Origin of the sequence: Streptomyces bluensis, from assembly GCF_014650715.1 — a bacterium.
In the GTDB taxonomy this organism is placed as follows: Bacteria; Actinomycetota; Actinomycetes; order Streptomycetales; family Streptomycetaceae; genus Streptomyces; species Streptomyces bluensis.
In genome coordinates this window covers 1-18,450 of sequence record NZ_BMVM01000018.1, presented here as the reverse complement: position 1 = coordinate 18,450, position 18,450 = coordinate 1, and the positions used below count along the sequence as shown (strand labels likewise).

Sequence of the window (18,450 nt, the reverse complement as noted above, 5' to 3'; positions counted from 1 at the left end):
CGGACCAGTCGTTCACCGGTGCGTCGCGTGCCGGGCGAGGTCGCGGAGACGGTCGACCGGCCCGAGGAACGGCGCCGCCAGCTTGTTGGCCGCCTCGTTGTTCACCAAGGGGTGCGGTCGGGTGGGCGCGTACGCCTGCGTGAGCTTGATCTCCGCGCCGAGCATCCGCAGTCGCCTCGCGCCGACCACACGACGCAGGGCGGCGAACTCCTCACGTTCCTCCCGGGCGGCGTGTTCCAGCACGGCCTTGCGTGCCGCGTTCAGCTGCCGAAGGTAGCCCTTGCCCTGCGGTCCGGTACGCCGCAGAGCGGCCAGAAGCTTCTTGGCCTGTTTCTCCTCCTCGCGGCGCCGTGCGGTGAGGGCACGGCCGGCCTGCAACGCACGGCGTGCCACGGGGTGGACATGAGCTTCCTCCGCGGCCTCGTGAACGGCGAGCAGGCGCATCAGCTGGTCGAACGCCCGGCGGCGCGTCGGCCCGGGCAGAGCGGCCTTGTAGAAGCCGCGGCGGATCTGTGCGTGCTGCCGCGTGAGGATGTCGACTGCGTCATCGCGCATCAGGGGCAGGGCCATGATCGTATCTCCCACTTCTCCCGCTCTTCCGGGAAGGCGCCGGGTACCCGTGATCCGCCGCCGGGTAACGGCGACGCAGCGCGTCGTAGGAGAAGGGGTACGTCGTAGAAGTCGCGCCGCGAGCACCGCTTCGCCGCGGGCGGCGGCAGGTGCAGCCGCCTGACGCCCAGAGCCGCCGTCCCCGGCGGTAGCCGTGGCACAGTGGCGGTATGTGCGGCCGCTACGCCTCCACCCGCAGTCCGCAGGAGCTGACCCGGCTCTTCCACGTCGCCGAGTGGCGGCCCGACGAAGCCCTGGTGGCGAACTGGAACGTCGCGCCCACCGACGACGTCTACGCCGTCCTGGAACGGGCGCCGCGCGACAAAGGCGACGGCGACGGCGCCGCGGTGCGCCGCGAGCTGTGCCGGCTGCGCTGGGGCCTGGTGCCGTCCTGGGCCAAGGACCCGAAGATCGGTTCCCGGATGATCAACGCGAGGGTGGAGACGGTGCACGAGAAGCCCGCCTACCGCCGCGCCTTCGCCCGGCATCGCTGCCTGCTCCCGGCCGACGGCTTCTACGAGTGGGAGCAGCTCAAGGACCGGGCCACGGGCAGGACCCGCAAGCAGCCGTACTTCATCCACCCGGCCGACGGACAGGTCATGGCGCTCGCGGGCCTGTACGAGTACTGGCGCGTACCGGAGACCAAGGCCGACGACCCGGAAGCCTGGCTGATGACCTGCACCATCATCACCACAGAGGCCACCGACGCGGCAGGCCGGGTCCACCCCCGCATGCCGCTCGCCCTCACTCCGGACCACTACGACGCCTGGCTCGACCCCCACCAGGACGACCCGGACGACCTGCGCGCCCTACTGACCCAGCCCGCAGACGGTCACCTCAACGCCCGCCCCGTCTCCACGGCGGTGAACAGCACCGCCAACAACGGCCCTGACCTCGTGGAAGAGGTCAGCCCGTAGCAGTCCTCGACTGCTCGTCGAGCGATGCCGGGCAGCGCCTTCTGCCTGGATACGCGGCGAGCTCGATCAACAGATCCAGCCTCCGCCCCGCCTCCTGAAGCTCGGCGACACTCGCGGTGATACGAGCACGTTCGGCACGCAGGCGCTCGACCATCTCGGGCTCCGCGTGCTTGGCGTCAACGCAGGGCAGGAAGGACGCGATCATGCGGCTGCCGAGCCCGGCGGCGTAGAGCTGCTGGATGAGCCGTACCCGGTCGACCGCCGACTCCGGGTAGTGCCGCTGCCCACTCGGCGTGCGCTCGGAGCTGAGGATGCCCTGCTCCTCGTAGTAGCGCAGCGCACGCGTGCTCACCTTGGCCCTGCGGGCCAGCTCACCGATGCGCATGGTGCGCCTCCACACGATTTGCCTTTGACGTCAACGTCAAGTTTTACCGTAGCCACGGAGCGCGGTTGCGCCCGCTTATGTCATAAAACGATCGGAATCACCCATGGACATCAACGGCTCGATCGCCCTCGTCACCGGAGCGAACCGCGGTATAGGCCGCCGCTTCGTCGACGAACTGCTCGCGCGCGGCGCCGCGAAGGTCTACGCCACGGCCCGCCGCCCCGAGCTGATCGAGGTCTCGGACCCACGGGTCGAGGCGCTGCGCCTCGACCTCCTCGACGCGCAGTCGGTAACGGACGCGGCCGCCGCGGCCACCGATGTCAGCCTGCTCATCAACAACGCCGGCATCGCGACGCGCACGAACCTCCTGACCGGCGACCTCGACACGATCCGCCTGGAGCTGGACACGCACTTCTTCGGAACCCTCGGCGTGATCCGCGCGTTCGCACCCGTTCTCGCCTCGAACGGCGGGGGCGGCATCGTGAACATCCTGTCGGTCCTCTCCTGGTTCGCCTCCGACGAAGCGGGCGCCTACTCCGTGGCCAAGGCCGCCGAGTGGAACATGACGAACGGCCTCCGCCTCGAACTCGCCGACCAGAAGACCCTGGTCCAGGGTGTGCACCTCGGAGCCGCCGACACCGACATCATGGCCGGCTACGACGTCCCGAAGATCGACCCGGCGGACGTCGCCCGAGCCAGCCTCGACGGCGTGCAGTCCGGCGCGATCGAGGTCCTGGTCGATGACGCGAGCCGCTACGTGAAGGCTTCACTCGCGCAGGACCCCGCGGAGTTCTACGCCCATTCGACAGGAAAGTGACCCACGTCCTGCGTGTGTGACCCACACGAATACGAGATCCCGTCCAGTTCGTCGAACTGGGCGGGATCTCGTCGTCTTGAGGCTTGGTTCGGCCGATGTGGTGCCGACCCGTAGGCCACCGGCAGTGAGTCGCCGTGACTCGCGGCGAGTCGCCCGTGAGTCGCCGTGAGTCGCAGCGAGTCGTCGTACCGCGGTACGACGTCCGCCCGGCGGATCCGCCCGCGGTGCGACCGGATCGGGGTCATCCGGTTCCTAACGTTGAGGTGGGGCGTCCGACGGGCGCACGGAGTCGAGGAGAGCCGAGGAAGGGCGCGCACCCATGATCGAGGCACAGCTGCTGACCAAGAGGTACGGGGAGAAGACCGCGGTGGACCGATTGGACTTCACCGTGAAGCCGGGCACCGTGACCGGCTTCCTCGGGCCCAACGGCGCGGGGAAGTCCACCACGATGCGCATGATCGTCGGACTGGACGCCCCGACGAGCGGCTCCGTGACGGTGAACGGCCGCCGCTACGGGCAGCACCGGGCGCCGCTTCAGGAGGTCGGTGCGCTCCTGGAGGCGAAGTCGATCCATCCGGGCCGCTCGGCGTACCAGCACCTCAACGCGCTCGCGCTGACGCACGGGATCCCTCGCCGCCGCGTCGACGAGGTCATCGACCTCGCCGGTCTCGGCAGCGTGGCGAAGAAGCGGGCCGGCGCCTTCTCCCTCGGCATGGGGCAGCGGCTCGGCATCGCGGCCGCACTGCTCGGCGATCCGCAGACGGTGATGCTGGACGAGCCGGTCAACGGTCTCGATCCGGAGGGCGTGCTGTGGATCCGCAATCTGCTGACGGGACTCGGGGCGGAAGGGCGGACGGTGTTCATCTCGTCCCATCTGATGAGCGAGATGGCCCTGGTCGCGGACCACCTGATCATCGTGGGACGCGGACGCCTGCTCGCCGACACGACCGTGCGGGACCTGGTCCGCGAGGCGGGCGGCAACACGGTGAAGGTGGCGACGCAGGATCCGGCGATGTTGCGGGACGTACTGGCGGGGCCGGGCGTCGACATCACCGGCCAGGTCGGCTCCGAGGAACTGCACGTCACCGGGCTCTCCGCCCGCGAGATCGGGCTGAAGGCCGCCCAACACGCGATCCCGCTGTTCGAACTGAGCGCGCGGACGGTCTCGCTGGAAGAGGCGTTCATGGACCTGACCAGGGACGCCGTGGAGTACCACGGCACCACGACCGGCATCGACACCCCCGGGAGGGCGGCATGAGTTTCCTTACCGCGACCACCGAGCCCCAAGCGGCGCCGACCGCTCCCACTCGCCCCCACTACAGGGTGACCGGACGGCGGGTGCTGCGCTCGGAGTGGGCCAAACTGTGGTCCCTGCGCTCGACGTGGATCACGCTGGCCCTCGGCCTGCTGTTCCTGCTGGTGTTCGGACTGATCGTTTCCTGGCAGTTCGCGGCCGGCAATCTCGACAGCGACTTCGACCGTTCCACGGCCGTGGACCTGTCCCTGTTCGGTGTGCCCTTCGCACAACTGGCCCTCGGTGTCCTCGGCGTGCTGGTGACGGCGGGCGAGTACTCGACCGGCATGATCCGCTCGACGCTGGCGGCCGTGCCGCGCCGACTCCCGGTGCTGTGGTCCAAAGCGGCGTTGTACGGGCTGGTGGCGCTGGCGGTCGGCACGGTCGGCGCGTTCGTCACCTTCCTGGTCGGTGGCCGGCTCGTCTCCGGCACCTCGGCGGCCCAGAGCCTGTCGGACGCGGGTGTCGCACGGAGCTTGCTGGGGGCGGGGCTCTACCTCGGCCTGGTCGGGGTGATCGGTACGGGCCTGGGCGCGCTGCTGCGGTCGGTGGCGGGCGGCATTTCGGTGCTGGTCGGTACGTTGATCCTGGTGCCCGGACTGACCTCGCTCCTGCCCAGCTCCTGGCAGGAGAATGTCAGCCCCTACCTGCCGAGCAACGCGGGCGAGTCCATGTTCGCCCTGACACACGACTCCTCCACCCTGTCCCCCGGGGCAGGCCTGGCGGTGTTCGTCGGCTGGACGGTCCTCGTACTGGCGGGCGCGGCGTACCGACTCCAGCGCAACGACGTCTGACCGACCGGACCACAGACAACCGACTGGGCCCCGGACGAGGGACTGGGCCCCGGACAACCAACCGACTGGGCCCAGCGACGGACTGGGCCCCGGACAACCAACCGACTGGGCCTCAGCGATGGACTGGGCCCCAGACAACCGACCGGACCACAGACAACCATCCGACTGAACCACAGACAGGTGACATCCGTGAGCATCGACGACACCGGCGGCATGGGGCCCTTGGTCACCCGGCTGAGCCGCGGCGGCCGGCGGTTCCGGCTCGCTGACCGCGCCCATCCGTGGGCGCTGGACACCCTGGTGGTCGTGGTGGTCGTCGTGATGTTCTGCCTGCCGGACCTGCTGAACAAGGGCGCGGCGGACGGCCCGCCCAAGCTGCGCATCCTGCTCACCGAGCAGCCACTGGGGCCGACGCTGGCGCTGCAGGCGGGGCTGGTGCTGCCCCTGCTGTGGCGGCGGCGGAGACCGATGGCGGCCTTCGGCGTCATCGCGGCCGTCTTCATTCTCCAGTGGTCACTGGGCGCCGTACTGCGCGCGGACATCGCCCTCTTCATCGCCCTGTACAGCCTGGCCCTCCACGGAAGGCTTCCGCAGCTGCCGTGGGCCTGCGCTGTCATGGTGGGCGCGATGGTTCTGGTCGCGTTCCGCGTATCCCGGGCCGTGTCCATGTGGGACGCGCTGTTCTTCCTCCTGAGCACGGTGACCGCAGCCCTCGCGCTCGGCCTGGTGATCAGGTTCCGCAGGGCCCAGCTCGCGGGGCTGCGGGAGCGGGCGGCTCGGCTGGAGATCGAGCGCGACCAGCGCAGCAGGCTGGCGACCGCCACCGAACGAGCGCGGGTGGCTCGCGAGATGCACGACATCGTCGGACACAATCTGGCCGTCATCGTCAGCCTCGCCGACGCGGGCGCGTACGCCACTGATACCGCTCCGGAACGCGGCAAGGAAGCCCTGACCCTGATCGGCGACACCGGCCGCCAGGCTCTCGGCGAGCTGCGGAGGGTGCTCGGTGTGCTGCGCGAGGCGGCGGACACCCCGTCGTCCGGACCCATGCTCAGCCCGCAGCCCCGCATCGTGGACATCGGGACGTTGTGTGCCGGTGTGCGGGCTGCCGGCCCGGAGGTCGCCTACCGGACCGGCGGTGACATGGACACTCTGGACCACGGTGTGCAGCTGACGGCGTACCGCATCGTCCAGGAGGCCCTCACCAACACGCTCAAGCATGCTGGTACCGACACCCGGGTGAGCCTGTCGATCGTCGTCCAGGACACCCGGCTGGAGATCCGGGTACAGGACACCGGCCCGACGGGCCCGGCCAAACCGCCCGGCGAGGAAGGACACGGCCTGGTGGGCATGCGGGAACGAGCGGCGCTCTACGGTGGAACCGTCAGCGCGGGACCCACGGCCGACGGAGGCTGGAACGTGGAAGCCACCCTTGTCCTCACTCCCCGGGGCGGTGACCTGTGACCACCGTGCTCATCGTCGACGACCAGTCGCTCCAGCGCTATGCCTTCCGCATCCTGCTGGAGTCCGCACCCGAGGTGACCATGGTCGGTGAGGCCGCGCACGGCGCCCAAGCCGTCCGCCTGACGGCGGAACTGCGCCCCGACGTCGTTCTCATGGACATCCGTATGCCGGGCATGGACGGGATCGAGGCCACGCACCGTATCGTCGCCGCCGGCGACCGCTCCCGGATTCTCGTGCTGACCACCTTCGACCTCGACGAATACGTCCACGCCGCCCTGCGGGCAGGAGCCAGCGGGTTCCTCCTGAAGGACGTGCGTCCCGAGGAACTCCTCGCCGGCATCCGGGCCGTCGCGGCCGGCGACGCCGTGATCGCTCCGGCACTCACCCGCCGCCTCCTGGACGAATACGCCCAGCATGTCCCGCAGCCCGTTGACACCGCGGCCCAGGAGACGAGGCTGAAGGGTCTCACCGAACGGGAGCGCGAGATTCTCGTCGCCATCGGCAAGGGCTGGACCAACGGCGAGATCGCCGCCCACTTCGTCGTGGCCGAGTCCACCGTCAAGAGCCACGTCCGAAGCATCCTGGCCAAGATCGGCGCTCGCGATCGCATCCAGGCCGTGATCTTCGCCTACGACCTCGGACTCGCCCGCCCCAAGACCGGCTGAGCCGGCGAACGAGCCGAACCGGCCGCAGCGCCTGAGATACGCGAGGCGAACCGGGGGCGGGGCATCGAGGACGTGCCCCCTACTCCCCTGGGGTCACCAGCCCCGATTCGTACGCGAAGACCACCGCCTGGGCACGGTCGCGCAGGTCGAGCTTGGTGAGGACGCGGCTCACGTGTGTCTTCACCGTCTGTTCGGCCAGCACCAGGGTCTCCGCGATCTCCGCGTTGGACCGGCCGCGGGCCACCAGGGTGAGGACCTCGTTTTCACGATCCGTGAGTGCCTTGAGCCGCAGCGCGGGCTTGCCCCGGGCGGCCGGACGTTGCCGGGCGAAGTCCGCGATGAGGCGGCGCGTCACGGAGGGCGCGAGCAGAGCGTCGCCCGAGGCCACGACACGTACCGCCGCGATGAGATCGGCCGGCGGCGCGTCCTTCAGCAGGAAGCCGCTCGCGCCCGCCCGCAGCGCCTCGTAGACGTAGTCGTCCACGTCGAACGTGGTGAGCATCAGCACGCGCGGCCGGTGAGTCACGCCCGGCGGGGGCGCGAGGAGGCGGCGCGCGGCCTCCAGACCGTCCATCTCGGGCATACGGACGTCCATCAGCACCACGTCGGGATGGGTGCGCCGGCTCAGCGCGACGCCCTGTACGCCGTCGGGGGCCTCGCCCACCACGTCGATGTCGCTCTGAGCGGCCAGCAGCGCTGCGAAGCCGGCCCGCACCATGGCCTGGTCGTCGACGATGATGACGCGCGTCGTCACGTGAGGTCCTCTCCGGTCAGTAGGAGTTGGGCGGCCACCCGGAAGCCGCCGTCCGGCAGCGGCCCCGCGTCGAGAGTGCCGCCGATGATCCGGACCCGCTCGCGCATGCCGACGAGGCCGTGCCCCGTGCCCCCCTGTTCGAGCGGCGCGGCGGGCGGTTCGGGCGGCGGCCCGTTGACGACGAGGACGGTGAGCCGCTGCCCGTCCTCCGACACAGACACCGATACCTCAGTAGGAGCGCCCGGTGCGTGGCGCACGACGTTCGCGAGGGCCTCCTGGACGATGCGGTACGCGGAAAGGCCCACTGCCTCGGGCACATCGGCGTCGCAGGGGGTGAACTCCACCGGTATGCCGGCCCTTGCCGTCGCCTCCACCAGCTGCCCGATCCGCGTCAGGCCCGGCTGGGGCGCGAGCTCGCCGTTCGCCTCCTCGTTCCGCAGTACGCCGAGGAGCCGTCGCATCTCGCCGAGCGACTCGCGTGCGGTCGCCGCGATGGACGTGAACTCCTCCTGCACCTCCGGCGGCAGCTTTTCGAGGCGGTACGCCGCGGTGTCCGACTGCACCGTGATGACGGACATGTGGTGCGCCACCACGTCGTGCAGCTCGCGCGCGATGCGGGCGCGTTCCTCCAGCAGCGTCCGCCGGCCGCGCTCGGCCTCGCTGATCGTCTCCTGCTCGTCCAGCCTGCGCTGCGCCTCGTACCGCTCGCGGAGCGCACCGGCGAGCACGAGTGCGACGCCACTGAGAATGGTGAGCAGTGCGTTCCCGGCGCTGGTGCCGTCGGGCGTGACGAACATCAGGCCGACGTTCGCGCCCGCCGTCGCCAGCCACACCATCAGCAGCGTACGGCGGGACTCGCGCAGGCCCAGGGCGATGCAGAGACCGACGTACCCGACGATCTCCATGGCGGGGAACGGCCACACGTGCCCCTCTTGGAGATCGACGGTGAGCAGGGCGAGCGCCCCGGCCACGTCCGCGGCGAAGATCACGTACCAGGCCCGCAGCGGGCGGACGACGGCGAGCAGCAGCGGTGCCGTCTGCGCAATGGCCAGCGTGCTCGCGATGCCGCCGTTCAGGCCGTAGTCGACGGTGAGCACGTGGATGGTGACGGGAAGCAGGACGACGCACAGCACGAACGCCACGCCCCACGGCAGCGGACGCACCCACCGACGCGAAGCCCCCGCGAACAGCGCACGCGGCCGTTCCTTCTCCACGGACGTCATGCCCCCCACCTTATGTGCGGTGCATCGCAGCACGGCCGGCTCATATGTCGGCCCGCAGTGGTTCTCCCACTTCGTGCATGTGCCGCAGAGCCTGGCGGTAGGAGTCGATGAGCCCGGTCTCCGTGTAGGGGATACCGAGGTCACGGCAGTGGGCCTTCACCATGGGCTGGGCGAGCCTCAGGTGGGGGCGGGGCATGCTGGGGAACAGGTGGTGCTCGACCTGGTAGTTGAGGCCGCCGAGAAACCAGTCAGTGAGAAAACTTCCCCTGATATTGCGGGACGTGAGGACCTGGCGTCGGAGGTGCCCCCACTTCTCGCCGTCAGGGTCGGGCATGTCCATCCCCTTGTGATTGGGCGCGAAGGCCATGCCCAGGTGCAGCCCGAACAGGGCTTGATGGAGCGCGGCGAAGACGAGCGCGTGCGTGAGCGGCATGGTCGTCAGGAGCAGGGCGACGTACCCGGCGACGTGGGCGACGAGGAGCGCGCCTTCCACCAGACGCTCGCGACCGCTCTGCCGGCGCAGGTCCTGAAAGCCGTAAAGCTTCAGGGCAAGGCCTTCGAGGAGGGTGAGGGGAAAGAAGAGCCACGCCTGGTGGCGAGTGAGCCAGCCGCGGAAGCCCGTACGGGTGGCGGCCTGCTTACTGGTGAAGACAAGAACGTCGGCGGCGACGTCGGGGTCCTTGTCGATGTGATTGGGGTTGGCGTGGTGACGGCTGTGCTTGTCGTTCCACCACGCGTAGCTCATGCCGAGCAGCAGGTTGCCGTGGATGAGCCCGATGCGACGGTTCGTGACGCGGTTGCCGCTGATCTGGGCATGGCCCGCGTCGTGGCCTATGAACGCCGTGCGGGCACACAGGACGGCGAGGACGGGGGCGAGAGCGAGCACCCACCACGAATCGCCGATGAGCACCATGCCGGTGACCACGGCGGCCAGGCCGAGCGCGTTGGTCACGATGGTGCGTACGTACCAGCCGGGACGCCGATCGAGCAGCTCCTGTCCCTTGACGGCACGCAACAGGGGCGTGAACTCGCTGCTCGTGTCGTCCGGCGGGGATTGCCTCGCGGTGGCCTTCTCAGGGTGCGGCAGAGCGCTTTCGCGGGCCAAGGACATGGGTGTACTCCGGTGTTGGGTGTTGGGTGTTGGGTGGTTGGTGATTGGTGTTGATACGGCGTGGGGCTCGCCCTCACGCTGAACGGGGGCTGTCGGCTGTCCGCACGCGGCGCAGCGCACGGTGTGTGTCGCTCACACCGCCAACGCGAAGTAGGCGAAGCCCACCGCCAGCACGCCCGCCGCAGCACGGCGGGTCGTGCCGGTGCGGTCCCACGGGGTCTCCAGCGGCTGGGCGAACTTCGCGATCGCCACGAGCAGCCCCGCGAAGAGCGGCATCCACGCCAGCCGCGCCAGGACCCAGCCGACCGTGTCCGGCGCGGTGGTCAGCCCGGGGATCTCGCCGAAGTACGAAGCGGGAACCGCGGCTGCGAGCATCGCCGTCTGGTGCCAGCACAGGACCGTCATCGCCGACAGGTTGATGATCACCACAGGGGCCCACAGCCCCGGTCGCCGGAGCAGCCGCGCCAGCTTGTCACGCAGCAGGATCGCGGCGCCGGACTGGGCCGCGGCGAGCGCGAGGACCAGCAAGGACGGCGGGTGGGAGTTGGTACGTGACGCGCCGGGCACCCCCACCATCGACGCCGGGTAATGGAAGGCGAGCAGCAGGACGGCGAACAGGGCTGCACCGCCCGCGAGCAGCAGCCACGCCTCGCGGCGGCCCAGCCGCTTGTCCGCCCAGGACACGCCCAGTTGGTAAGCGAACATCCAGCCCGGAAGCAGGTTGAGCAGGCTGAGCCAGGACGGCATGGTGTCCGCGTAGGGCCCGTAACGCAGGAAGTCGACCACCGCGACCGAGCCGAGCAGCGGGACCGCGGCCCAGAAGCCGAGACGCTGTGAGCCGCGGACACAGTACGGGGTGAGGGCCGTGATCACGGCGTAGACGCCGACGAACCACAGGGGCTGGACGACGAGCGTCGACGCGGTGTGCAAAGTGGCGTTCGGGACGCCGAAGCCGTAATGCAGGGTCGGCAGCAGCAGAGCCCAGACAGCGGTGACACCGATGACCGGGCGGCCCAGACGGCTGAGCCGGCCGCTGATCCACTCGCGGGCAGAGCCCTTACGGCGCTGGTAGGAGAGGTACGAAGAGTAGCCGCCGACCAGAAAGAAGATGCCCAGCATCTGGAGGACCCAGCTGGCCGGTGCCAGCACGCCGAACGTGGACAGCGGACTGGCGTTGTGCAGCCCGCCGCCGCTGTCGAGCGTAAAGCCACCGACCAGCCAGTGACCGGTCGGGACGGCCAGCAGGGCAAGCGCGCGCAGGCCGTCGATTGCGCGATCGCGGTGGGCGGGGGTCCGGCCGTCGATCTCGGCGGTGAGCTTCGCGAGCGCGGTGGGGGTCTTCATCACAGGCCCCCGGCGGCGATCGCCGCGAAGGCGCCCAGGGTCTTCCTGAAGCGGCGCATCCATCGGTCTCCCTCTGTCTCGTCCGTGGCGACGGGGGGAAAGTAGGAAGACGGTGCGGAGCGGGTCGTCACGCTGGGGAGCCAAGTCGGGAGTGATACTCCGGTAGGGGGTGGGCCAGGCGTGCTGACACGTCGGGACCGCCTGAAAGCCTCGGGCCGTGGCGCGGACGACGTCACCCACCCCCGCTGAAGTGATCCCCGGTCGGCGGCGGATGCTGGTGGGTGGGGGCGGTACGGACCGGGGCGCCGAGGGAGACGGGGCGCACCCGGTTGTCCACCTCGACCGCACTCGCCCTGTCGTCATACGCGTATTACGATGCGTTCATGGCGAAGGCGCGCATCAGTATCAGCCTTGAGCAGGAGCAGGCCGAACGCATCAGGCAGCACGCGGAACGGGCGGGCATGGACGTCTCGGCATACCTGGTGCATGCCGCGACGCGCCAGATGGCCGAGAGCGATGCCATAGAGGAACAGTTCGCGGAGGTGGACGCACTCATCGCCCGCGCGGAGCGGGCAGCGGACGGGCTGCCCGCCGAACCCGCCCCCGAACCGGCCGTGGAACTGACGGAGCACGAACGCCGCGAGGTCGAGGAGGCCCTGGCTCTCGTCCACGGCCGGGACCGGCAAGGCCGCCGTCCGGGACACGCCGCGTGAGCGCACGGGTACCGGTCTACGACACCGGCATGCTCATCGCACTCGCCGACCGCAAGGCGAAGGCGGTGGCTCTCCACGAGGGACTGCGCACGGTCCCGCACCGGGCGCTGGTGCTCGGACCGGTCCTCGCCCAGGTGTGGCGCCCCCAGCCGGCGCTGGTGCACGCCCTGTCCGGCATCCTGAAGGACTGCACGGTCCCTCAGGCCCGTACGTCCGAGCCGCCCATGCGTGAGACGAAGGCGGGCCGTTCGGAGTGTCTGGCCTGTGCGACGGGCCCGGACCTCGCGGACTGGCGGCGCATCGGCACCGCTCTGGGGCGGGCGGCCCTGCCGGCGAAGAAGCGGCCGGACGCGGTGGACGCCTGGGTGGCCCTGGCGGCGGCCCGTCACGGCAGCGCGGTGATCTTCACCACCGACCCGGGGGACATCCACGCCTACCTGACGGTCCTCGCGCCGACGGATGTGCACGTGGTTGCCGTCTGACGGCCTGAAGTCACGCTCTGCCCCGTCCACGTGGCCGCGGTGAGGACATCCGCACCGGGATAGAGGGCTCTCGTTCACCTGCATGCCCGCCGTCCCAGCATGTATGGGGCCAACCGCCGCCGAATGACGCCCTGTTGTCGTCCAGTCACCCGCGATAGCCTGCACATGTCCTGTGCGGCACCACCACCCGCCCAACCAGCAACACGCGAGAGGCACGAGGGGACCGTGGAGCGGGGCGATGTGCGGGGGCAGTAGGACGAGCTGGCAGTCGGCGTCTACCGGAAGCACGGCGGGAGCAACGCGGTCGGTTTCCGATGTGTGCAGGACATTGACAGCGACACCAGCGGCACAGAGGAGACGACAGCATGAGCGGTGGCGGGCCGCGCCACGGAACCATCGTCGACATCCGGCCGACCGGCGGAGGACCACGAGGTGCGCTCAGCACCTACATCGTCCAGGACGACGAGGACGAGCGGTACTACGGCTTCGACTACCGGCAGATCCTGACTGAGGGATTCCGGACCATCCACCCCGGCGAACGCGTCCGCTTCCACATCAGTGCCGAGAGCTCCGATCGGGCCGAGTTCGTCATCCGTCTCGACCAGCCCGACCGGGCCGAGTACTACCGGTGACCGCCGAAGTGCCGCTACTCGACGAGGTCACGGGGACGCGCCAAGAGCTGACTGTCGTCCTTCCCGTCCGGCTACAGCACGCCCCGGACTGGCCCGAAGGTCCTTTCCCGTTCGAGCTGGGCAGCCGCCGCACCGACGCCGCGACCCGGTCCACGTACTTCGCTCCTGCCTCCGCGCGTGCCCTGTACGGAACCCCCGGACGGCCCTGCCGCTGGCACCTTCCGCAGGACGCCAAGCACAACGGGCTCCACCTGATCGGCATGGAACTGCTCCGCGCGGCCACCGCTCGCAACCTCGAACACGCCTTGGCGGTAATGCACTTCAGCGTGGAGAGACCACTCCTGCCAATACTCCGTGCCCTCGCCGGCCGAAGGTCGAGCACAGCCGACGAACCGCTCACCGGCCCCTTCGACCCGGCCGCGCTCCTCGCCGGGGTCGCCGACGTCCGTGCCACGGGCGCACCGTTCGCCAACGCCCGGCCTTACACCGTCGCCTTCATGACCCCCTCGGAGCAGCACACCCCCGTGCTCCGCGACGGCCCTCAGGGAGCCCTGCCTGGCAACGCAGACCGCTGGCTGTGGCAGCTCGCTTCACGCTCCACACCGGAGGACTTCCCGCTCCCGCCCGAGACAGCAGACGAGCAGCTCAAGGACGTCATCAGGATCTCGGCGGACTGGAGCGCCCTGGTGCTTCGGCAGGGCACCGCCTTCGTGGGCCACCGGCCCGACACAGGTGCTGGTGATTTCTTCGAGTTCGGGGCTCTGCACTCCCGTACCGTCTATCTCGACGCCCTGCTCCTCGGCTCCCTCCAGCGCGACCACATCGACGAGCTCACGGACGAACTCTCCGCGGTCTTCGACTCCTCACGGCTGGCACGCCGCGTCGCCGCCTTGGAGCGGAACATCGCCGTCTTCCGCAGCACCTACTGGCGACAGCACCTCACCGCCCACGGCCCAGCGAACGACCTGCTGCTCGCCTTCCAGAACCAGCACCGACTTTCCGCCCGCTTCAACGAGATCCTCGCCGAGGCTGCTGACTACAGCAGACTCGTACAGACTCAGGAGAGCCAGCAGATCAGCGGGGCCCTCGGCGTCCTCACTATTCTCGGCCTGCCACTCGGCACCGCCCTCAGCATCCTGCAAGTGCTGGGTGACGATTCGGTGGCCCATCTGCTGATCGCACTCGGCCTGTCGATCGCAGCCACGGCGGCGGCCTTGACGACTCGGTACGGACGCCTGGTCCTGTCGTCGCTGCGCGGCGGCGACGGTGAGGCGCGTAACCCACCGCCTTGAGCACTACGTCGGCAGGTAAGGCCTGCTGGCGGTCCTACAGAAGGTGGTCGGCTTTGCCGGCCTTGATGTCGGTGATGAGGGTGCGCAGGGCTTCGAGGGAGTCGGTGACGTAGTGGTCCTCTTGGCCGCTGACGGCTATGTAGCCGTTGCCGTCGGCGTCGGTGCCGAGACGGAAGCAGTTGCTCGCATCCTGGCAGAAGGGGGCTTCCCAGTTGATGTCCGGCATGATCAACTCTCCTAAAGGCTCTGCGAAATGGTGTGCATGAGATCAAGAGTCGCGCTGGGTGAAAGTGCGATTCGCTGCATCTCGTCGAGTTGCAGCCGGTACTTGCACAAGTGGGCTGCGGAATAGAGGAACTCTCCCGCCGTGGCGCGATCCAGTTGCACGGTGTCCAACGGGGGCACCTGCCCGAGGGCGTAAAGCGTCGCCTGGCCCGAACCGGGGAACACCCCGGCCGAGAACGGGATGGCCTGGATCGTGACGTTGTCGCGGTCTGCCGCTGTCATGAGGTGGCCGAGCTGGCCTCGTAGCACCCGTCGTCCGCCGACTTCGATCCGTAGGGCGGCTTCGTGGATGATCAGCTCGTAGGCCGGAGCCCCCGGTCGGTCGATGGCCTGGTGCCTCTTCACACGGTGGGCCACCCTGGCCTCGAACTCCTCCGCAGGCAGGGGCGGGATGGCAGCCTGGAAGAGAGTGCGCGCGTACGCCTCGGTCTGGAACTGCCCCGGCATGTGCGTCATCGTGCTCACACGCAAGCCCCGGGCGTGCCACTCCAACTCGGCGATGTCCAAAAATGTCGCGGGCAGGATGTCGCGGTATTCCTCCCACCAGCCGCTCGTGCGGTCACCGCACATGGCGACCAGCGCATCCACCAGAGCTTGGTCCGTGCACTCATACCGGAAGGCAATGCGCCGGACGCGCTCCGCGCTCACACCGTGGCGTCCCGCTTCGGTGCTGGTGGGTTGACGACCCCGATCTATTCGAACCGTCGATTGAGATTCATGAAGGTGATCTTCTTATCACCTGACCGAGACCACCTTCGGGGAGTTCATCGACAAATACCGGATCGTGGACGCCGAGGAGGACGGCGCGATCGTCCCGATCTATTACGAGGGGCACATCGCCAGGGGTGCGGTCGAGGACGGTGCCGTGCTGGACGAGGCAATGGAGGAGGAGTTCGAAGAACTCACCGACGAGGAATACGAGAAGCTCCAGAAGCGCTATGCGACCTCCAGCGCCGTTCTCAACGCGGACGACATGATTCAGCGTAAGGCCCGTCACATGCTGCGCCACTACGTGCAGAGCGTGCTGCCTGAAGGGTTTAAGGCGCAGGTCGTCGCTCACTCACGGGGCATCGCTGTGGGCTATCGCAAAGCGCTCCAGAAGGCACGGCGCGAGCTCGTGGCCGAGGTTGAGGCATTGCCCGCAGAGCGGCTCCAGTGGCTGTTGGAGAAGAGACCCGAGGAACTCAAGCCGAAGCAGAAGACTTTGGTGGCCGCGTACGAGAACCTGCGCCTGCTGAAGGCGATCGACTTCGTGCCCATCATCTCCGAGGGGCAAAACGACCCGGACAGCTGGAACGAGTGGACCAAGGAGTCGACGCAGAAGAAGGCGGAAAAGTCCTTCCTCAGCCCCTTCCCCGACCCCGATCAACTGGACGGCACGCGCCGTCCCGTCGCATTCCTCATCGTGCGGACCATGCTTCTGACCGGCTTCGACGCCCCGATCGAGCAGGTCATGTACTTGGACCGGCGGATGAAGGAGGCCGAGCTTCTCCAGGCAGTCGCCCGCGTCAACCGCACTGCCGACGGCAAAAGCGCCGGGCTGGTTGTGGACTACGCCGGAGTCGCCACTGCCCTCAAAGAGGCGATGGACCAGTACGCCGCCGACGAACGCGAGGGTAAGCCCATCGACTTCGAGGTCGAGGAGCACAAGCTGGAGACCCAGTGCACGGCCCTACGCCAGCACTTCGACCTCCCCCGCGACCTGACCGACCCCGACGACATTGAGGCCGTCAACCGGCTGGTGGACTCTCTGGAGGACGACCAGCGCCGGATCGCCTTCCGCGCCCTGTTGCGTGACTTCCTGGAGACCTACACCGTCGTTAGCCCTCGAGAGTCGGCCCGCTCCTATGCGGAGGCCGTACGGCTGTTCACCTTCATCGCCCAGCTGGCTCGGCAGCGCTTCAGCGAGGAAGACGCCTTCGACCCGGCGGCCTACGGCAAGAAAGTTCAACAGCTCATCAACCAGCACGTCCGTTCCCTCGGAGTGGACAAGATGATCGAGCCCACCCGGCTCACCTCCGAGGACTTCAAGACCAAGGTCCAGCAGCTTCCCGGCAGCCGGGCGAAGGCGTCCATGATGCGGCACGCCCTCCGCAACCACATCGACCTGAACTTCGGCAAGAACCCCGCAGCCTATGCCGCGCTGCGCAAGCGAGTGGAAGAGATCCTCAAGAAGCACGCCGATGACTGGGACGCCCAACTGGCGGCATTCCAGCGCCTCGCTCAGGAAGTCAAGGACATGGAAGCCGGCGTCGGCTCGGATCTGCCCGAGGATGTGCGCAGCCTCACCCCCCTGGAGCAGGCCCTGTACCAGCAGCTCACTAGTGTGCTGACCGACGGAGTGATCGGGGACGAGATACGCGGGGACTTCGTTGTCCTCGCCCAGAAGGTGCATGACTTGGCGGTGCACCACAGCGCCAAACCTGATTTCTGGACCAACCCCGCGGCTCAGCACGACTTCCGTACAGATATCTGGATGGAGGCCGTGGCCTGCATCCACACCCGCGAGAAAGCCGACCCCCTTGCCGACGCACTCCGCGACATCGTCCAGCACAACCGCAAGGACGTCGGCCGCCACCGTGCCTGACCTGCGCGAACAGGTGGCCGACAACGACGGCCCGCTGCACGTCGGTGGACTGACCATCCACCTGGTCCCCACCCCGGGGCGAACCGGCGTCCGTGTCACCGTCGAACGAGACGCCCGCATCGTCGCCAAGGTGCCCCCAGACGCCGACCGCGACGCGCTTGCCGCCCTCATCCGCACGCGACTGGCCTGGCTCTATGCCAAGGTCCACCCCCGCCGCGCCGAAGCAGCCGAACGCCCCAGACGGCGTTTCATCGATGGCGAAGGCTTCTGGTATCTCGGCCGCAGCTACCGCCTCAAACTCACCGACGACCTCGCAGCCTCCTTTGTCGCGCTGAAGAACGGCCGTCTCCACTTGCGCCGCGACCACCGCGACACTGCCGCCCAAGCCCTCGTCTCCTGGTACGTCGCCCGAGGCCGCGCCTGGCTACCCAACCGCGTCCATCCCTGGGCCTGGCGCATGGACGTTCCGGACGCCGGGCTGAACGTTCGCCCCCTCGGCTACCGCTGGGGTTCCTGTTCCCACCTCGGCGCGGTCAATATCCATTGGGCCATCATGCAACTGCCCGCCCGGCTGATCGACTACGTCCTAGTCCACGAACTCGCCCACCTTTACCATCCCCACCACACTCCCGGATTCTGGCGCACCGTCGGCCGGGCTATGACCGACTACGAATGCCTCCGCCTCGAACTTGACGAGTGGGGCGCAGGCATCTGGCTGCCGGAGGAAGAGGGGCGGTGATCGGGTGATCGGGCTGTTCCCAAGGGGGATCACGCCGTCAAGGTTGGCACTGATCACGGAAGCCAGACGGGTCTATGACATTGCAGGCGGACATGCCCTCAAGCACGAAACGCCAGCGACCTTCGACAGTGGCCCGGCGTGCGGGGAACTCCCCAGAAATGATCCACCGCCGCTACGCGGGGGGGGTGCCTCTATGTCTTTCGTCAAGCGAGGCGTGGGGTTCTGGGTTCGTAGAAGGTGCCGTCGCGGAGCATTGCGAACAGCACGTTGATCCGTTGTCGGGCGAGGCGGAGAAGGGCCTGAGTGTGGGTCTTTCCTCTGGCCCGGCATTTGTCGTAGTAGG

General features: G+C 68.7%; 20 protein-coding genes and 1 pseudogene. 12 read left to right on the top strand and 9 right to left on the bottom strand.

The genetic code is table 11. The features are described from left to right. Window positions 1-12: 12 nt before the first annotated feature. Window positions 13-570 (bottom strand): hemerythrin domain-containing protein, encoded by a 558-nt coding sequence (locus tag IE262_RS31985; protein WP_189878638.1) that lies wholly within the window; start codon window positions 568-570, stop codon window positions 13-15. Window positions 571-779: 209 nt separating this feature from the next. On the opposite strand from IE262_RS31985, the gene IE262_RS31980 reads away from it, so the two are divergent. After that, the gene (locus IE262_RS31980) at window positions 780-1,526 is read left to right on the top strand and encodes an SOS response-associated peptidase (protein ID WP_189878636.1); all 747 of its coding nucleotides are present in this window, start codon (window positions 780-782) and stop codon (window positions 1,524-1,526) included. On the opposite strand, the gene IE262_RS31975 is transcribed toward IE262_RS31980, so the two are convergent. Beyond that, on the bottom strand, window positions 1,516-1,911 hold the full coding sequence (locus IE262_RS31975; protein WP_134029771.1) for a MerR family transcriptional regulator: 396 nt from the start codon (window positions 1,909-1,911) through the stop codon (window positions 1,516-1,518). The two genes, IE262_RS31980 and IE262_RS31975, sit on opposite strands and share 11 nt — an antisense overlap. Window positions 1,912-2,014: 103 nt before the next feature. On the opposite strand from IE262_RS31975, the gene IE262_RS31970 reads away from it, so the two are divergent. The 5 genes from IE262_RS31970 to IE262_RS31950 all read left to right on the top strand — a co-directional run bounded on the left by IE262_RS31970 (window position 2,015) and on the right by IE262_RS31950 (window position 6,945). Continuing rightward, window positions 2,015-2,728, top strand: a complete 714-nt coding sequence (locus tag IE262_RS31970; RefSeq protein ID WP_134030232.1) for an SDR family oxidoreductase — start codon at window positions 2,015-2,017, stop codon at window positions 2,726-2,728. A 319-nt stretch (window positions 2,729-3,047) separates the two neighbouring features. Beyond that, on the top strand, window positions 3,048-3,986 hold the full coding sequence (locus tag IE262_RS31965) for an ABC transporter ATP-binding protein (protein WP_189878634.1): 939 nt from the start codon (window positions 3,048-3,050) through the stop codon (window positions 3,984-3,986). Beyond that, window positions 3,983-4,816, top strand: coding sequence for an ABC transporter permease (locus tag IE262_RS31960; protein WP_134029777.1), 834 nt, complete (start codon window positions 3,983-3,985; stop codon window positions 4,814-4,816). The genes IE262_RS31965 and IE262_RS31960 overlap by 4 nt, the downstream gene beginning before the upstream one ends. Window positions 4,817-5,005: 189 nt before the next feature. Beyond that, the gene (locus tag IE262_RS31955; protein WP_229877675.1) at window positions 5,006-6,280 is read left to right on the top strand and encodes a sensor histidine kinase; all 1,275 of its coding nucleotides are present in this window, start codon (window positions 5,006-5,008) and stop codon (window positions 6,278-6,280) included. Further along, window positions 6,277-6,945: a response regulator gene (locus IE262_RS31950; protein WP_189878632.1), complete on the top strand. Its 669-nt coding sequence runs from the start codon at window positions 6,277-6,279 to the stop codon at window positions 6,943-6,945. The genes IE262_RS31955 and IE262_RS31950 overlap by 4 nt, the downstream gene beginning before the upstream one ends. A 79-nt stretch (window positions 6,946-7,024) precedes the next feature. Here the strand turns inward: IE262_RS31950 and IE262_RS31945 are convergent, their stop codons facing one another. The 4 genes from IE262_RS31945 to IE262_RS31930 all read right to left on the bottom strand — a co-directional run bounded on the left by IE262_RS31945 (window position 7,025) and on the right by IE262_RS31930 (window position 11,377). Beyond that, window positions 7,025-7,699, bottom strand: a complete 675-nt coding sequence (locus tag IE262_RS31945; RefSeq protein ID WP_189878630.1) for a response regulator — start codon at window positions 7,697-7,699, stop codon at window positions 7,025-7,027. Further along, a complete protein-coding gene (locus IE262_RS31940) occupies window positions 7,696-8,922 on the bottom strand; it encodes a sensor histidine kinase (RefSeq protein ID WP_189878628.1) in 1,227 nt (408 codons plus the stop codon). The genes IE262_RS31945 and IE262_RS31940 overlap by 4 nt, the downstream gene beginning before the upstream one ends. 40 nt (window positions 8,923-8,962) lie before the next feature. Next, window positions 8,963-10,033 (bottom strand): fatty acid desaturase family protein, encoded by a 1,071-nt coding sequence (locus IE262_RS31935; protein ID WP_189878626.1) that lies wholly within the window; start codon window positions 10,031-10,033, stop codon window positions 8,963-8,965. Between the two features lie 132 nt (window positions 10,034-10,165). After that, on the bottom strand, window positions 10,166-11,377 hold the full coding sequence (locus tag IE262_RS31930) for an acyltransferase family protein (protein WP_189878624.1): 1,212 nt from the start codon (window positions 11,375-11,377) through the stop codon (window positions 10,166-10,168). A gap of 383 nt (window positions 11,378-11,760) precedes the next feature. Here IE262_RS31930 and IE262_RS31925 point away from each other — a divergent pair, with 383 nt between their 5' ends. The 4 genes from IE262_RS31925 to IE262_RS31910 all read left to right on the top strand — a co-directional run bounded on the left by IE262_RS31925 (window position 11,761) and on the right by IE262_RS31910 (window position 14,496). Then, window positions 11,761-12,090: a plasmid mobilization protein gene (locus IE262_RS31925; protein WP_134029813.1), complete on the top strand. Its 330-nt coding sequence runs from the start codon at window positions 11,761-11,763 to the stop codon at window positions 12,088-12,090. Beyond that, on the top strand, window positions 12,087-12,572 hold the full coding sequence (locus tag IE262_RS31920) for a PIN domain-containing protein (RefSeq protein WP_189878622.1): 486 nt from the start codon (window positions 12,087-12,089) through the stop codon (window positions 12,570-12,572). The genes IE262_RS31925 and IE262_RS31920 overlap by 4 nt, the downstream gene beginning before the upstream one ends. A 365-nt stretch (window positions 12,573-12,937) precedes the next feature. Next, window positions 12,938-13,204, top strand: coding sequence for a hypothetical protein (locus IE262_RS31915; protein WP_134029816.1), 267 nt, complete (start codon window positions 12,938-12,940; stop codon window positions 13,202-13,204). After that, the gene (locus tag IE262_RS31910; protein ID WP_189878620.1) at window positions 13,201-14,496 is read left to right on the top strand and encodes a hypothetical protein; all 1,296 of its coding nucleotides are present in this window, start codon (window positions 13,201-13,203) and stop codon (window positions 14,494-14,496) included. The genes IE262_RS31915 and IE262_RS31910 overlap by 4 nt, the downstream gene beginning before the upstream one ends. A gap of 34 nt (window positions 14,497-14,530) precedes the next feature. Here IE262_RS31910 and IE262_RS31905 read toward each other — a convergent pair whose 3' ends face one another. Next, a complete protein-coding gene (locus IE262_RS31905) occupies window positions 14,531-14,722 on the bottom strand; it encodes a hypothetical protein (RefSeq protein ID WP_189878618.1) in 192 nt (63 codons plus the stop codon). 11 nt (window positions 14,723-14,733) lie between these two features. After that, window positions 14,734-15,369, bottom strand: coding sequence for a DUF5753 domain-containing protein (locus IE262_RS31900; protein ID WP_229877673.1), 636 nt, complete (start codon window positions 15,367-15,369; stop codon window positions 14,734-14,736). Between the two features lie 151 nt (window positions 15,370-15,520). Between IE262_RS31900 and IE262_RS39840 the strand changes: the two genes are divergently transcribed. Together IE262_RS39840 and IE262_RS31890 are read left to right on the top strand one after the other, a co-directional pair. Continuing rightward, entirely contained in the window at window positions 15,521-17,368 is a 1,848-nt protein-coding gene (locus IE262_RS39840; RefSeq protein ID WP_268249592.1) for a type I restriction enzyme subunit R domain-containing protein, read from the top strand. After that, complete coding sequence (locus IE262_RS31890) at window positions 17,361-18,107, top strand: M48 family metallopeptidase (RefSeq protein WP_229877669.1); 747 nt, start codon at window positions 17,361-17,363, stop codon at window positions 18,105-18,107. The genes IE262_RS39840 and IE262_RS31890 overlap by 8 nt, the downstream gene beginning before the upstream one ends. A gap of 203 nt (window positions 18,108-18,310) precedes the next feature. Here IE262_RS31890 and IE262_RS31885 read toward each other — a convergent pair. After that, window positions 18,311-18,450 (bottom strand): annotated as a pseudogene (locus IE262_RS31885) (IS110 family transposase); the annotation flags it as partial.

What these genes read in the sequence shown, in the direction of transcription:
- IE262_RS31985 (WP_189878638.1), bottom strand. Translation starts at nt 570, where the DNA reads ATGGCCCTGCCCCTGATGCGCGATGACGCAGTCGACATCCTCACGCGG.
- IE262_RS31980 (WP_189878636.1), top strand. Translation starts at nt 780, where the DNA reads ATGTGCGGCCGCTACGCCTCCACCCGCAGTCCGCAGGAGCTGACCCGG.
- IE262_RS31975 (WP_134029771.1), bottom strand. Translation starts at nt 1,911, where the DNA reads ATGCGCATCGGTGAGCTGGCCCGCAGGGCCAAGGTGAGCACGCGTGCG.
- IE262_RS31970 (WP_134030232.1), top strand. Translation starts at nt 2,015, where the DNA reads ATGGACATCAACGGCTCGATCGCCCTCGTCACCGGAGCGAACCGCGGT.
- IE262_RS31965 (WP_189878634.1), top strand. Translation starts at nt 3,048, where the DNA reads ATGATCGAGGCACAGCTGCTGACCAAGAGGTACGGGGAGAAGACCGCG.
- IE262_RS31960 (WP_134029777.1), top strand. Translation starts at nt 3,983, where the DNA reads ATGAGTTTCCTTACCGCGACCACCGAGCCCCAAGCGGCGCCGACCGCT.
- IE262_RS31940 (WP_189878628.1), bottom strand. Translation starts at nt 8,922, where the DNA reads ATGACGTCCGTGGAGAAGGAACGGCCGCGTGCGCTGTTCGCGGGGGCT.
- IE262_RS31935 (WP_189878626.1), bottom strand. Translation starts at nt 10,033, where the DNA reads ATGTCCTTGGCCCGCGAAAGCGCTCTGCCGCACCCTGAGAAGGCCACC.
- IE262_RS31930 (WP_189878624.1), bottom strand. Translation starts at nt 11,377, where the DNA reads ATGAAGACCCCCACCGCGCTCGCGAAGCTCACCGCCGAGATCGACGGC.
- IE262_RS31925 (WP_134029813.1), top strand. Translation starts at nt 11,761, where the DNA reads ATGGCGAAGGCGCGCATCAGTATCAGCCTTGAGCAGGAGCAGGCCGAA.
- IE262_RS31915 (WP_134029816.1), top strand. Translation starts at nt 12,938, where the DNA reads ATGAGCGGTGGCGGGCCGCGCCACGGAACCATCGTCGACATCCGGCCG.
- IE262_RS31905 (WP_189878618.1), bottom strand. Translation starts at nt 14,722, where the DNA reads ATGCCGGACATCAACTGGGAAGCCCCCTTCTGCCAGGATGCGAGCAAC.